Origin of the sequence: Herbaspirillum huttiense (genome assembly GCF_047300815.1) — a bacterium.
Lineage (GTDB): Bacteria > Pseudomonadota > Gammaproteobacteria > Burkholderiales > Burkholderiaceae_D > Herbaspirillum > Herbaspirillum huttiense_A.
Genome location: NZ_CP178608.1, coordinates 1,653,447 through 1,668,757, shown reverse-complemented (window position 1 = coordinate 1,668,757; position 15,311 = coordinate 1,653,447). Strand labels below are relative to the sequence as shown.

8 protein-coding genes are annotated in these 15,311 nt (G+C 64.6%); 1 reads left to right on the top strand and 7 read right to left on the bottom strand.

Features of this window, described 5'->3' with window-relative positions:
* Nucleotides 1–20: 20 nt before the first annotated feature.
* The 3 genes from ACLRDN_RS07550 to ACLRDN_RS07540 are packed head-to-tail and all read right to left on the bottom strand — an operon-like array spanning nucleotide 21 to nucleotide 3,432.
* Nucleotides 21–1,007 carry a magnesium and cobalt transport protein CorA gene (locus tag ACLRDN_RS07550; protein ID WP_088756714.1) on the bottom strand — a complete coding sequence of 329 codons (987 nt, stop codon included), beginning with the start codon at nucleotides 1,005–1,007 and terminating at the stop codon, nucleotides 21–23.
* 29 nt (nucleotides 1,008–1,036) lie between these two features.
* Nucleotides 1,037–1,927, bottom strand: a complete 891-nt coding sequence (locus tag ACLRDN_RS07545; RefSeq protein ID WP_186450227.1) for a DMT family transporter — start codon at nucleotides 1,925–1,927, stop codon at nucleotides 1,037–1,039.
* 44 nt (nucleotides 1,928–1,971) lie between these two features.
* Nucleotides 1,972–3,432, bottom strand: a complete 1,461-nt coding sequence (locus ACLRDN_RS07540) for a DHA2 family efflux MFS transporter permease subunit (protein ID WP_413460359.1) — start codon at nucleotides 3,430–3,432, stop codon at nucleotides 1,972–1,974.
* A 153-nt stretch (nucleotides 3,433–3,585) separates the two neighbouring features.
* On the opposite strand from ACLRDN_RS07540, the gene pabB reads away from it, so the two are divergent.
* A complete protein-coding gene (gene pabB, locus ACLRDN_RS07535; protein WP_413459627.1) occupies nucleotides 3,586–5,415 on the top strand; it encodes an aminodeoxychorismate synthase component I in 1,830 nt (609 codons plus the stop codon).
* A 23-nt stretch (nucleotides 5,416–5,438) separates the two neighbouring features.
* On the opposite strand, the gene ACLRDN_RS07530 is transcribed toward pabB, so the two are convergent.
* Genes ACLRDN_RS07530 through ACLRDN_RS07515 form a run of 4 tightly spaced genes read right to left on the bottom strand, consistent with a single transcriptional unit; the run spans nucleotide 5,439 to nucleotide 15,006 of the window.
* Nucleotides 5,439–6,977 carry an efflux transporter outer membrane subunit gene (locus ACLRDN_RS07530; RefSeq protein WP_413459626.1) on the bottom strand — a complete coding sequence of 513 codons (1,539 nt, stop codon included), beginning with the start codon at nucleotides 6,975–6,977 and terminating at the stop codon, nucleotides 5,439–5,441.
* Between the two features lie 22 nt (nucleotides 6,978–6,999).
* On the bottom strand, nucleotides 7,000–10,236 hold the full coding sequence (locus ACLRDN_RS07525; protein WP_413459625.1) for an efflux RND transporter permease subunit: 3,237 nt from the start codon (nucleotides 10,234–10,236) through the stop codon (nucleotides 7,000–7,002).
* A 12-nt stretch (nucleotides 10,237–10,248) separates the two neighbouring features.
* A complete protein-coding gene (locus ACLRDN_RS07520; protein WP_413459624.1) occupies nucleotides 10,249–13,398 on the bottom strand; it encodes an MdtB/MuxB family multidrug efflux RND transporter permease subunit in 3,150 nt (1,049 codons plus the stop codon).
* 15 nt (nucleotides 13,399–13,413) lie between these two features.
* The gene (locus ACLRDN_RS07515; RefSeq protein ID WP_413459623.1) at nucleotides 13,414–15,006 is read right to left on the bottom strand and encodes an MdtA/MuxA family multidrug efflux RND transporter periplasmic adaptor subunit; all 1,593 of its coding nucleotides are present in this window, start codon (nucleotides 15,004–15,006) and stop codon (nucleotides 13,414–13,416) included.
* Between the last annotated feature and the right edge of the window lie 305 nt (nucleotides 15,007–15,311).

Here is a 15,311-nt window from a genome sequence, read left to right as displayed (position 1 = left end):
GGAGTTGAAAGCGCGCCGTACTAAAGCCAGCCCGCCTTGCGCAAACGCCGCCACAGCAGCGTGCAGGCGGTGATGATGCCGCCCAGCACCAGTGGGAAGCTCCATTGCCAGGACAGCCCTGGCATGTGGGCGAAGTTCATGCCGTAGAGGCTGAAGATCATGGTCGGGATGGCCAGGATGGCACCCCAGCCGGCCAGGGTCTGCACGATCTCGTTCTGGTGGATGGTGACCTGGGCCAGGTTAATCTGCACGGCCGACTCCACCATTTCACGCAGGCGGTCGCCGGTATCGATGAAGCGCACCACGTGGTCGTAGATGTCGCGGAAGTAGGCCTTGCCTTCCTTGGTGATCAAGCCTTCATGGAAGCGCAGCAGCTGGGTACACACGTCCAGCAGCGGCGTGGCCGCCGAGCGCAGGCGGATCAGCTGGCGCTTCAGCTGGTACAGCTCCTGCAGGTAGGCCTTGCCGCTGAGGGCGCCGGGATTGAAGAGCTGTTCCTCGTACTGGCTGAACTTGGTTTCCAGGTCGTCCATGATGGGACGATAGTTGTCGACCACGAAGTCCATGATGGAATAGAGCACGAAGCTGGGGCCGCGCATCAGGCGCTCGGGCAGCATCTCGCAGTGCTCGCGCACCTTGGCATAGCTGCGCGAGGCGCCATGGCGCACCGTGACCACGAAGCGCGGGCCGGTCAGGATGTGGGTTTCGCCGAAGAGCACTTCGCCACCGGCCAGCTGGGCCGTGTGCAGCACCACGAAGAGGGTGTCGCCGTATTCCTCGATCTTGGGCCGCTGGTGGGCAGCATAAGCGTCTTCCACGGCCAGTTCGTGCAGGCAGAATTCTTCCTTGATCTTGTTCATCAGCTCGACGTTGGGCTCCAGCAAGCCCAGCCAGACGAAGGTGCCCTCTTCTTCCAGCACGTCGCTGATTTCATCGAGGCTGATGTCGCGCAGCTTCTTGCCCTTCTTGTAGACCGTGCAGTTGACGATCATGGCGGGATCGATCATGTCTCTTTCCTGTTCCTGTTCTTGTAAGATCAGCCGGTACGCCAGCGCAGGCGCTGCTTGAAGACCTGGGCCATGATCACGCCGGCCAGCGTGATGAGCCCACCGATGGCGTGATAGCCGTGCAATTGCTCGCCCAGCGCCACCACCGCAATGATGACAGTGAAGACCGGCATCAGGTTCACGAAAATGGAACAGCGGCTTGCCCCCAGATACTGCACCCCGCGCATCCACAGGAACTGCGACAGGATGGAGGCGGCAATGCCCGCATAGAGCAGGATGGGCAGGTTCTCGCGCGTGAGCGGCGAATGATGGCCCAGCACATAGCCGGGAAAGAGCAGCACCACCGCCATCAACACCTGCATGTACAGCAGTTGCCAGGTGCGCAGCGGCAGCGCCCAGCGGCGCAGCATGACACCATAGAGGCCGTAGGCGATGGTGGCCAGCAGCATGAGCAGGTCGCCCGTGACCACGCCCTGGTCGAACAGTGCCAGCGGATGGCCACGCCCGATCAGCACCGCCAGTCCGAAGAGGGAGAGGATGCCGCCAGCCAGGGTGCCGACCGTCGGCGGTTCAGAGAGCAGCTTGATGCTCAGCACCAGCGTGAGCAAGGGCATGAGCGAAGCGATGATGCCCATGCTGGTAGCCGAGGCCGTCGCCGCCGCGAAATACGCCAGGCTCTGGAACAGCACCATGCCCAGCAAGGCCAGTACCAGGATCTTGCCCAGATAGGGGCGGATCTGCGCGCGTGCCGCCCAGGTCGGGCGCGCCAGGAAAGGCGACATCAGCAGCGCCGCCAGCACCCAGCGATAGAAGGAAATATCTTCCGGCGCAATCACGCCCGCAGACATCTTGCTGATGACGGTATTGCCGGCCCAGATCAGGACCGCGCCCAGCGGAAACCACAGGGACTTGTACGTCATGGGCTGCATGGTTCTCCTCGTTATACGTGGGCCTGGTCAGGCTGTCAGGCCGGCTTGTTCTCTTGCTGCCCGGCCATCTCGGCTCCGGCATTGGGGGGCAACTGGCGCAGCATCAGCAGGGCCAGCGCCGACACTGCCCCCACCACCAGGAAGGCCGGCCAGAAGTCCTGCGCCACCAGCGTGGCATGGCCCTGGATCTCGTTGGACATCTGCAGCGCGAAACCTGCCAGCACCACACCCATGCCGATCGACAACTGCTGCGCCACGCTGGCCATGCTGGTGGCCTGGCTCAGGCGGACCTTGTCGACATCGGCATAGGAAATCGCATTGAGGCTGGTGAACTGCAGCGAACGGAAACAGCCACCGACCAGCAGGATGATGAGCATGACAAGATAAGGCGTCTGCGGCGTGAAGGTGGCCAGCGCCCACAAGCCCAGCACGCCCAGCGCGCCATTGACCAGCAGCACCCGGCGAAAACCGTAGCGGCGCAGGAAGCGTGCGGCGATGGTCTTCATGAACATCGCACCCGCAGCCGAAGCGCAGGTCAGCAGGCCCGAATGGAAAGGCGTATAGCCAAAGCCCAGCTGCAGCATCAGCGGCAGCAGGAAGGGAATGGCCCCGATGCCCACCCGATACAGCGAGCCGCCGAAGACACCAGCCCGCAGCGTGGGAATCTTCAGCAGCGCCAGGTCGATCAGCGGTGCCGTGGCGCGGCGCGCGTGCCAAACGTAGGCACAGAGGAAGAGCACGCCGGCTACCACGCAGGCAAGCGAGATATCGCCCGAGACCAGGTGACGGCCCGACGTCGCCAGTCCCATCATCAGCAGCGAGCAACCCAGCGCCGAGAGGAGAAAGCCGACGATGTCCAGCCGAGAAACCTGTTCCGCCTTCAGGTCCGGAATGAAGCGCGTAGCGAGATACAGACCGAGGATGCTGATGGGAATGTTGATGAAGAAGATCCAGCGCCAATGGAAATAGGTCGTGATGAAGCCGCCCAACGGCGGCCCCAGCACGGGACCGAACAGGGCCGGAATGGTGAGATAGGACAGCGCCTTGACCAGGTTGACCTTCTCCACGCTGCGCAGGATCACCAGCCGTCCGACCGGCACCATCATGGCCCCGCCGATGCCCTGCAGGAAACGCGCGGCCACGAATTGCGGCAAGCTCGAGGAGGCCCCGCACAGGATGGAGCCCAGCATGAACACGCAGATGGCCGTGCGGAAGATGGTGAGCGAGCCGAAACGGTCGGCCATCCAGCCGGAAATGGGAATGAAGACCGCCAGCGAGACCAGGTACGAGGTCAGCGCCAGCTTGAGCGAAATCGGATCGACGTTCATGTCCAGCGCCAGCGCTGGCAGGGAAGTCGAGATGACGGTGGAATCCATCTGTTCCATGAACAGCGCACAGGCGACGATCAGGGGAATGATGAAGGTGCGGGGTATGGGCATCGTCAAGGGTGAGGAGTAAAAGTGCGAAGGCGGCGTGCAGCGCGATTGACCGGCAATTGACCGACGTTGCGTGCCGCCCGGCAAGCCTTCAAGTATACCTTTTACGCTATCATGCTGCCGACCGCGCCCCACCGGCGCGCCGCGACGGCTTGCCCGGCGGCATCCCGCCCCCATGCGGCCTTCCCTGCTCTTCTGTTTGCACCGCCCTTCATGAACGATTGCTTCGCCCTCCTCGACGACCACCAGGCCAGCCCGGCCGAACCGCGCTCGCGCCTCTACACCGGGCATGTGCGCACGCTGGCTTGCGCTGACGCAGCGGGCTTCCCGGCGATGCTCGAAGCGATGCAGGCGGCCTTGGCCGAAGGGCAGCACGCCGTGGCCTTGTGGAGCTATGAACTGGGCGCGGCGCTGCAGGGCTTGCCGCATCGTGCGCTCTCCGGCCCCTTGGCGCGCGTGCTCTTGTTTGCGCAGTGCGCGCATTTGTCGGCCGCCGAAGTGGAGGCATGGCTGTCTGCCCAAGTGCAATCGGACAACGCGGGCATCAGCCGTCTGCGCAGCAGCGTCGACGAGGCCGCCTTCACTGCAGCCATCGACCGTATCCGTGATTACATCGCGGCCGGTGATACCTACCAGGTCAACTACACCTATCGCCTGCACTTCGACGTGCTGGGCGACCCCGTCACCTTGTATCGCCGCCTGCGTGCGCGCCAGCCGGTGCCGTATGGCGCCCTGGTGCGCGATGAGGCGGGTGGGATGGTGCTGTCGTGTTCGCCGGAATTGTTCGTCGCCCATCAGCAAGGAACGTTGAAGGCCAAGCCCATGAAGGGCACGGCGCGCGCCGTACCGGCCGAACAGGAAGGTGCGGACACGCTCAACGCCCAGCGCGCCCTCGCTCTGGCCAACGATGAAAAGAACCGTGCAGAAAACCTCATGATCGTCGACCTGCTGCGCAATGACCTGGGCCGCGTCGCGGTCCCCGGCTCGGTGCAGGTACCGCATCTGTTCGACGTGCGCCGCTATGGGCAGGTGCTGCAGATGACTTCGACCATCCGCGCCCGCCTGCGCGACGACGCCACGCTGGCCGACACGATGGCTGCGCTCTACCCTTGCGGATCGATTACCGGCGCACCCAAACGTCGCACCATGCAGATCATCGATGAACTGGAGACCGAGCCGCGCGGGCTCTATACCGGTGCCATCGGCTGGTTCGCGCCGCCCCGTGCGGAGGGTCCGGCCATCGGTGACTTCTGCCTTTCGGTACCGATCCGCACGCTGGAATTGCAGGCGCTGCAGGATGGCGTGCGCCAGGGCGTGATGGGGGTCGGTGCAGGCATCGTCTACGACAGCGAGGCTGCCTCCGAATTTGCGGAATGCCAGTTGAAGTCAGGCTTCCTCACCGAATTGGCACAAAGCGTCACTTTATTCGAAACCATCCACGCCACCCGTGCAGGCTGCCGCCATCTGGCGCTGCATCTGGCGCGCCTGAAGGATTCTGCTTCACAGCTGGGCTATCCCTGCGATGCAACGGCGATTGCACTGCGGCTCGATGCGGCCTGTGCTGAACTTTCTGACCAAACAGCCTATCGCCTGCGGCTGGCGCTGGATGCCCAGGGCGGCATCACGGTCCAGCATGCGCCCCTGAACCCGCTGACCGCACCGGTCAAGGTCTTCCTGGCCGACACCGCCACCGACAGCGGCGACCTCTTCCTGCGGCACAAGAGCAGCCAGCGCGTCCGCTACGACGCCGCCTGGCAAGAGGCCGAACGACGCGGCGGCTTCGACCAGCTCTTCTTCAATGAACGGGATGAACTGACCGAAGGCGGCCGCAGCAATGTCTTCGTCAGGATCGGCGGCCGCTGGCGCACGCCGCCGCTGGCTTGCGGCGTCCTGCCGGGCGTGATGCGGCGCGTGCTGCTGGACGATCCGCAATGGGATGCGGTGGAAGCCGTCATCACCCGCGCCGACCTGTTGGCGGCAGAGGAGATCGTGGTCTGCAATGCCTTGCGTGGCGCGCTGCCGGCGGTGCTGGTCACCGCCTGACCCGACTACACACGCAATTCAACTCAACGCAGCGCTGCGTTGTCCTTCAATCCCTTGGCCTTGTCGGCCACCTGCTGTTGCAGCGGTCCGATGTCATCCAGGCTGTGCCCGTCCCAGCCCCCGCCCAGCGCCTTGGCCAGCAGCACGCTGGCGGCCATGCGGCGGTTGAGGATGCTCAATGAAGTCAGCTCGGCCGACAGCGCCGTGGCCTGCGCCGTGATGACGTTGACATAGCTCACCGTCCCCGCCTTGTACTGGTTGGTCACCAATGTGACGGCCTGGCGTGCGGCCTGCAGGGCCTCGCCTTGCACCGCCGCTTCCTGTTCCAGGATGCGCAGCGCGGCCAGGTTGTCTTCCACCTCCTGGAAGGCGGTCAGCACCGTTTGCTTGTAGGTGGCGACCGTGCCGTCATAGGTGGCAATGGCCTGGTCGGTGGCCGCTGCGCGCGCACCGCCATCGAAAATCGTTTGCGCCAGTTGCGGACCGAGCGACCAGACGCGTCCCGGCAGCGTGAACCAGTCGGCGAAGGTCGAGCTTTGATATCCACCCGAGGCCGACAAGGTCAGGCTGGGGAAATACGCCGCCTTGGCCACGCCGATCTTGGCATTGGCCGAGGCCACGCGGCGCTCGGCGGCGGCCACATCGGGACGGCGCTCCAGCAGCATCGATGGCACGCCCTGCGGCACCGGCGGGGCCACCGCCGTGAGCGGCGCGCGCGGCAGCGAGAATTCAGCCGGCGTCTTGCCCACCAGCAGCGCAATGGCATGCTCCACCTGCGCCCGCGTGACGCCGTTGTCCAGTGCGGAGGCCTGCGCCGACTTCAGTTGCGTCTGCGCCTGGATCACATCGGACTTGGCCACCAGCCCGGCGGCATACTGGTTCTGCGTGACCTGCAGCGATCGCTGGTAGGCCTGCACCGTGTCTTCCAGCAATTGCTGCTGGGCGTCCAGCACGCGCAATTGCAGATAGTTCTGCGCCAGCTGGGCCTGCGCCGACAGGCGCGCACCGGCCAGGTCGGCCGCGCTGGCCTGGGCGCTGGCCTGGCTGGATTCCACATCGCGCCGCACCTTGCCCCAGATGTCCGCCTCCCACGAGGCCGTCAGCGAGAAGGTGTAGGAATTGCGCACGCTGCCGGAACCCGAACCATTGCCCGAGGTGTTGACCGAATTGGACGAAGCGGAAGACCCTGCGGACCCCGAGCGTCCACGCGACGCACCGGCCGAGGCCGCCAGCGTGGGCGAATAGGCCGAGCGCGAGCTTTGCACCAGCGCCACGGCGCTGCGGAAATTGGCTTCGGCCAGGGCCAGGTTCTGGTTGGAGATATCGACCTGCTCGGTCAGCGCATTCAATTGCGGATCGCCAAACATTTCCCACCACTTGCCGTCGGCCGCCAGGTCGCGCGGCTGGGCCGGCTTCCAGTTCTGGCCTTCCTTGAAGACGGCCGGGCCGATGTCCATCTGCGGGCGCACGTAGTCGGGGCCCACCGAGCAGGCCGCCAGCGCAAAGCTGGCTGCCAGCACCGCCAGCAGGGGCTTGAGTTTGAACAGGTCTTGTTGCGTCATGCGTTTCTCCATGGCGGCAGCCTCAGGCCGCCGAGGTTTCTGTCTTGTTCTTGCGGCCGAAGCGGCGGCGGCTCCAGGCACTCAGGCGTTCCATGTACAGGTACACCACCGGGGTCGTGTAGAGCGTGAGCAGCTGGCTCACCACCAGCCCGCCCACGATCGAGATGCCCAGCGGCTGCCGCAGTTCAGCACCATCGCCGTGGCCGATGGCCAGCGGGATCGCCCCCAGCAGCGCGGCCATGGTGGTCATCATGATGGGACGGAAGCGCAGCTTGCAGGCTTCGAAGATGGCGTCGCGCGGCGACATCCCGCGGTTGCGTTCGGCATCGATGGCGAAGTCGACCATCATGATGGCGTTCTTCTTGACGATGCCGATGAGCAGGATCACGCCGATCAGGGCAATGAGGCTGAAGTCGGTGCCGGTCACCATCAGCGCCAGCAGCGCGCCCACCCCCGCCGAGGGCAGCGTGGAGATGATGGTGATGGGATGGATCAGGCTCTCGTAGAGGATGCCCAGCACGATATACACCGCCAGCAAGGCCGTGAGGATCAGGATGGGCTGGCTGGAGGTGGAGGACTGGAAGGCATTGGCCGTGCCCGCGAAAGTGCCCAGCACGCTGGTGGGCACGCCCAGTTGCGCCATGGCGCGGTCGATGGCAGCGGTGGCCTGCGACAGCGACACACCCTCGGCCAGGTTGAAGGACAGCGTGGAGGCCACGAACTGGCCCTCATGGCTGACCGACAGTGCCGTGGTGGTGGGCTCGAAGCGCGAGAAAGCCGCCAGCGGGATCTGGCGCGAGGCCGCCGTGGAAATGGTCTGCGCCAGGCCGGTGTTGGCGTTCAGCTTGCCCGAGGCCGACAGCGCCGGCGGTGTCGAGAGGCTGGAGGTGGTCGGCGAGAGATTGGAAGAGCCGGCCAGGCTGACATAGGTATCGCGCAGGGTTTCCGGGCTCTGCCAGTATTGCGGGGCCGCTTCCATCACCACGTGGTACTGGTTCATGCCGCTGTAGATGGTGGAAATCTGGCGCTGCCCGAACAGGTCCGACAGGGTGGAGTCGATCAGCTGCGGCGTGACGCCGGCGCGCATGGCGGTCTCGCGGTCGATGGTCAGCGTGGTCTGCAGGCCGTTGTCCTGCTGGTCGGTGCTGATGTCTTCGAGCTCCTTCAGGTTGGACAGCGCCAGGCGGATTTTAGGCTCCCAGATGCGCAAGAGGCCCACATCGTCCGACTTGAGCGAATACTCATACTGCGAATCGCTCTGCCGCGCACCGATGCGGATGTCCTGCACCGGCACCAGGAACACCCGCGCACCGGCCACCTTGGCGGTCTTCATGCGCAGCCGCGCCACGATCTTGTCGGCACTGTCTTTTCGTTCAGAAAGGGGCTTGAGCGTCACGTACATGAAGCCGCCGTTGCGCCGTTGCCCGCCGGTGAAGGCCACCACATCGGAGACGGCCGGATCGGCCTTGACGATGTCGATGAACTCGTTGAGCTTGGTACGCATGGCCTGGAAGGAAATGGCCTGGTCGCCCCGGATGCCGCCGACCAGGCGGCCGGTATCCTGCTGCGGGAAGAAGCCCTTGGGAATCGCCTTGTACAAGTACACGTTCAATGCAATCGTGCCCAGCAGGATCAGCATCATCAGCGGCGCAGCACGCAGCGCCCAGGCCAGGCTGCGTTCATAGGCCAGCAGCATGTCCTCGAAGATGGCCGCACTCTGGTCGGCCATCTTCTGCAGCCACGGATGGCGGCGTTCGCGGCGCGCTGCATCGCCCTCGGGATCATGGCGCAGCAACTGCGCGCACATCATGGGCGTGGTCGTCAGCGACACCACCAGCGAGACCAGGATGGCCACCGACAAGGTGATGGCGAACTCGCGGAAGAGCCGCCCGACGATGCCCTCCATCATCAGGATGGGAATGAAGACGGCGATGAGCGAAATGCTCATCGACAGCACCGTGAAGCCCACTTCGCGCGCGCCCAGCAAGGCCGCCTTGTAGGGCTTCATGCCGGCTTCGATGTGGCGCGAAATGTTTTCCAGCACCACGATGGCATCATCGACCACGAAGCCGGTGGCAATGGTCAGCGCCATGAGCGAAAGATTGTCGAGGCTGAATCCGGCCAGGTACATGATGCCGAAGGTCCCGATCAGCGAGACGGGAACTGCCACCGCCGGGATCAGCGTGGCCCGCGCATTGCGCAGGAACAGGAACACCACCATGATCACCAGCGCTACCGACAGCATCAGGGTGAACTCGGTTTCCTTCAACGAGGCGCGGATGGTCGGGGTACGGTCCAGCACCACCTTCATGTCGATGGCCGACGGGATCGAGGCTTGCAACTGCGGCAGCAAGGCGCGCACGTTGTCGACCGTCTCGATGATGTTGGCGCCCGGCTGGCGGTTGATGATGATGAGTACCGAGGGCTTGCCGTTGGAAGAACCGGCATTGCGCACATCGGCCACCGAGTCGCGCACCTCGGCCACATCCTGCACCCGCACCGGCGTGCCGTTGCGGTAGGAGACGATCAGCGGCGCATATTCGGCGGCGGTCTTGGCCTGGTCGTTGGCGTAGATCTGCCAGTTGCGGCCATCATCCTCCAGCAAACCCTTGGGACGATTGGCATTGGTGGCGGCCACGGCCGTGCGCACGTCGGCGCTGCCGATACCGTATTTGTTGAGCGCCGTCGGATTGAGCTCGATGCGCACCGCCGGCTGCGAACTGCCGCCCACGCTCACCTGCCCCACCCCGCGCACCTGCGAGAGCTTCTGCGCCACGATGCTGTCAGCGGCGTCATACATCTGGCCCTGGGTCATGGTGTCGGAGGTCATGGCCAGGATCAGGATGGGCGCATCGGCCGGGTTGACCTTGCGGTAGGTCGGATTGCTCGGCATGCCGGTGGGCAGCAGGTTGCGCGCGGCATTGAGCGCGGCCTGCACGTCGCGCGCCGCACCGTCGATGTCGCGGTTCAGGTCGAACTGCAGGGTGATGCGGGTCGAGTTCTGCGAGCTGGTCGAGGTCATCTCGGTCACGCCGGCAATCGCGCCCATGGCGCGTTCCAGCGGCGTGGCCACGGTGGCCGCCATGGTCTCCGGGCTGGCGCCCGGCAGCGAGGCCGAGATCGAGATGGTCGGGTAATCCACCTGCGGCAGCGGCGAGACCGGCAGCAGGCGGAAGGCCACCATGCCCGCCAGCGCAATGCCGATGGTCAACAGCGTGGTCGCGATGGGACGCTTGATGAAGGGAAGCGAGATATTCATGCGCGCATCCGCTTACACCGCCGGCGGCAGCGTGGCCGGCTTGCCGTCATCGTCATCCTCGCCGCCATGGCCCGGCTCACGCTGCCCGAAGCGCGCACGCAGGCGGCGGCCCAGGCTGTCGAAACCGAGATAGATCACCGGCGTGGTGAACAAGGTCAGCACCTGCGATACCAAGAGACCGCCGACCATGGTGATGCCCAGCGGCTGGCGCAGCTCGGAACCGACACCGGTGCCCAGCATCAGCGGCAGCGCACCGAGGAGCGCGGCCATGGTTGTCATCAGGATGGGACGGAAGCGCAGCAGGCAAGCCTGGTAGATCGCCTCGCGCGGACTCTTGCCCTGGTGCCGCTCGGCTTCCAGCGCGAAGTCGATCATCATGATGGCGTTCTTCTTGACGATGCCGATCAGGAGGATGATGCCGATGATGCCGATGATGCCCAGATCGGTGCCCGAGATCATCAGCGAGAGCAGCGCGCCCACACCCGCAGAAGGCAAGGTGGAGAGGATGGTGATGGGATGGATGTAGCTCTCATAGAGCACGCCCAGCACGATGTACATGGTGATGATGGCCGCCAGGATCAGCCACAGCGTATTGGACAGCGACGCCTGGAAGGCCAGTGCCGCACCCTGGAAATTGGTGACGGTGGAGTCGGGCATGCCGATCTCGTCTTCGGCCGCCTTGATGGCCTTGACTGCTTCGCCCAGCGATGCGCCCTTGGCCAGGTTGAAGGAGACGGTGGCCGCCGGGAACTGGCCGATGTGGTTCACCACCAGCGGGGCCGTGCGTTCGGTGACGGTGGCAATCGAGGACAGCGGGACCTTGCCGCCGGCCGAGGTGACCAGGTAGATGCTGTCCAGTGCCTCGGGGCCGCGCTGGAATTCCGGCTTGACCTCCATCACCACGCGATACAGGTTCGATTGCGTGTAGATGGTGGAAATGAGCCGCTGGCCGAAGGCGTTGTAGAGCGCATTGTCGATGGCAGCCGTGGTGATGCCCAGGCGCGATGCGGCATTGCGGTCGATCTCGATATAGGCCTGCAGGCCCTGGTCCTGCAGGTTGGTGGCCACGTCTTCCAGCTGTGGCAGCTGCTGCAGGCGTGCGATCAGCTTGGGCACCCAGGTGCTCAGCGTGCCGGGATCGGCGTCTTCCAGCGTGAACTGGTATTGCGTGCGCGAGACGCTGTCTTCGATGGTCAGGTCCTGCACCGGTTGCATGTAGAGCGTCACGCCCGGCACCGCCTGCGTGAGCTTGGGTTGCAGGCGGCGGATTACATCGGCGGCCGAGACATCGCGCTCTTCATGCGGCTTCAGGTTGATGAGCATGCGGCCGCTGTTGAGCGTGGCGTTGGTGCCATCCACACCGATGAAGGAGGAGAGGCTTTCCACGGCCGGATCTTCCAGCACCACCTTGGCCAGCTGCTGCTGCTTCTCGCCCATGGCACCGAAGGAGATCGATTGCGTGGCCTCCGAGATGCCCTGGATCACGCCCGTATCCTGCAGCGGGAAGAAGCCCTTGGGCACGAACACGTACAGCAGCACGGTCAGGCCCAGCGTTGCCACGGCCACCAGGAGCGTCAGCTTCTGGCGCTCCAGTACCCATTCCAGCATCACGCCATAGCGCACGATGATACGGTCGAAGAAGGCCTGGCTCTTGTGATAGAACCAGCCCTGCTCTTCTTCCGGCTGGTGGCGCAGCAGGCGCGCGCACATCATCGGGGTGAGGGTCAGCGAGACCACCGCCGAGATCAGGATGGAGACCGCCAGCGTGACCGCGAATTCGTGGAACAGGCGGCCGACCACATCACCCATGAAGAGCAGCGGGATCAGCACTGCAATGAGCGAAAAGGTCAGCGAGATGATGGTGAAGCCGATCTGCTCCGCGCCCTTCAGGGCCGCCTGCATGGGCTTCATGCCCTCTTCGATGTAGCGCGAAATATTCTCGATCATCACGATGGCATCATCGACCACGAAGCCGGTGGCAATGGTCAGCGCCATGAGCGTGAGGTTGTTGATCGAAAAACCCGTCAGGTACATCACCGCAAAGGTGCCCACCAGCGACAACGGCACCGCCACGCTGGGAATGATGGTGGCCGGCACGTTGCGCAGGAAGACGAAGATCACCATCACCACCAGCGCCACCGAGAGCAGCAGTTCGAACTTCACGTCCTCCACCGAAGCGCGGATGGTAGTGGTGCGGTCGGTCAGGATATGGACATCGATGGCGCCCGGCAGGCTGGCCTGCAGCTGCGGGAGGATCTTCTTGATGCTGTCGACCACGGCGATCACGTTGGCACCCGGCTGGCGCTGGATGTTCACGATCACCGCCGGCTGCTGGTTGGCCCAGGCGCCCAGGCGGACGTTTTCTGCACCATCGATCACATCGGCCACATCCGAGACGCGGATGGGCGCACCGTTCTTGTAGGCAATGATGAGATTGCGGTATTCATCGGCCGAACGCAGCTGGTCGTTGGCGTCGATGGTGGAGGCGCGCGTGGGGCCGTCGAAACTGCCCTTGGCCTGGTTGACGTTGGCGTTGCCAATGGCGGTGCGCACGTCATCCAGGTTGAGCCCGAGCGCGGCTACCGCACGCGGATTCAACTGCATGCGCACGGCCGGACGCTGGCCGCCCGACAGGCTCACCAGACCAACGCCGGACAATTGCGAAATCTTTTGCGCCAGGCGGGTATCGATCAGGTCCTGCACCTTGGGCAAGGGAATGGTTTTGGAGGTCACCGCCAGCGTGATGATGGGCGTATCGGCCGGATTGACCTTGCTGTAGACCGGCGGCATCGGCAGGTCCGAGGGCAGCAGGTTGCTGCCGGCATTGATGGCGGCCTGCACTTCCTGCTCGGCCACGTCGAGGCTCAGATCCAGATTGAATTGAAGCGTGATCACCGACGCCCCGCCGGAGCTGGTGGAGGACATCTGCTTCAGGCCCGGCATCTGGCCGAACTGGCGTTCCAGCGGCGCGGTGACCGAGGAGGTCATCACGTCCGGACTGGCGCCGGGATAGAGCGTGACCACCTGGATGGTCGGGTAATCGACTTCGGGCAGGGCCGACAGCGGCAGGAGCCGGTAGGCCACGATGCCCACCAGCAGGATCGCCAGCATCAGCAAGGATGTGGCGACCGGCCGCAGGATGAACTGGCGCGAGGGATTCATGCGTGAGCCTTGTGCTTACTTGGCGCCGTTGGCGTTGCCTGCATTGTTGGCGGGGGTATTGCTGCCGTTGCCACCACCGGCAGCCGCTTCACGCTGGCGGCGCAGCTCCATCATCTTCTGGCGACGCTGGTCTTCGGGCAGCTTCTTGATCTCTTCGCCGAATTCACCGGCGTCGATGCGCTTGTTGATCTCGGCCCAGCGTTTCTGGCGTTCTTCCGGACTCAGGTTGGCTTGACCGCCCTGCCCGCCCTGCCCGCCCTGTCCGCCCTCACCGCCCTGGCCACGCTTGCCATGGCGACGTTCGGGATTCTCGGTGGTCAGCTTGTTGGCCGGATCATCCGCGCCGCCGCGTGCCACTGCTTCGACCTTGGCGCCTTCGCGCAGGCGGTCGATACCATCGATGACCACGGTTTCACCGGCAGCGATGCCCTCGGTGATGACGGTCTGGTCATCCTGCACCGGACCAGTCTTGACCGGACGCACGGTGACGGTGTTGTCTTCCTTGACCACGTACACGAACAGCCCCTTCGAACCGCGCTGGATAGCGGCCGTCGGGATGACGATGGCGCCCTCCTCGGTCTTGAGCTGCAGGCGGATGTTGACGAACTGGCTGGGGAAGAGCGCGTAATCGGTATTGGGGAATTGCGCCTTGAGCTTGACGGTGCCGGTGGTCGAATCCACCACGTTGTCGATGGTCAGCAGCACGCCATCGGCCAGTTTCTTCTTCTGCTCGCGGTCCCAGGCCTGGGCCGGCAGCTTGCGGCCGCTCTGCAGTTGCTGCAAGACCTTGGGGATATTGTCTTCGGGGATGCTGAAGATGGCCGTGATCGGCTGCAGTTGCGTAATGATGACCAGCCCGTTGGTGTCGCCGGTGGTGACGTTGTTGCCCACGTCGGCCTGGCGCAGGCCGAGGCGGCCGCTGATCGGCGCGGTCACGCGGGTGAATGACAGTTGCAGGCGGGCGCTGGCGACGCTGCCCTCATCGGCCTTGACCGTGCCTTCGTATTGCTTGACCAGTGCGGCCTGGGTATCGACCTGCTGGCTGGCGATCGAGTCCTGCGACAGCAGGGTCTGGTAGCGCTTCAGGTCCAGGCGGGCCGAGGCCAGCAAGGCGCGGTCGCGCGCCAGTTGCCCTTCGGCCTGGGTCAGCGCGGCCTGCAGCGAGCGCGGATCGATCTCGGCCAGCACATCGCCGGCCTTGACCACCTGGCCTTCCTTGTAATGCAGCTTCATCAGTTGTCCGTCCACGCGGGCCCGCACGGTGGCCGTGGCCGTCGGGGTCACCGCCCCTAGGCCATTGAGGAAGACATCGACATTCTGTACCTGGGCCTTGGCCACGCCGACCGGCATGGTCTGGCCAGCGAAGGCACCGGGACCACCCGGACGGCGTGCGCCCGGCCCGCCAGGGCCACCCGCGCCGGGGCGCCCGCCCGGGCCGCCCATGGCGGCCATCTGCTCCTGATCGGCCTTCTTCTTGGACCACCACTTGTAGCCGCCACCGGCCGCCAGCGCCGCGACCAGCACCCAGAACCACCAGCGGCGCAGGATGCTGCCGCGAGACGAAACGTTGGAGGGAGACGGCTGCTTGGAATTGGGAGTATTTGTCATGTCAGGAAAACCGGTGAACCGTTCACGTCATCAAGTAATCACGTCAGCGGGCTGCCACCATGGCAGCCCGCTGACATTTATCTGCGCTTTTTTCTGTATTTCTCTCAGTACAGGTTCCTGTACTGCTTTCTGCTCATTTTTCTGTACGCTTTTCCATACGGTCTTCCGTACGCTTCTCCGTACAGTTTTCAGCCCTTCGCGGCCGGGCCAGCGATCGCCGAAAGCACAAGGGAAGGCGGCCCTTCCTGCCGGAGCCGGGCCGCCCGCCGTTATTCTCTCCGGCCAGGATGACCGCAGTACAACAT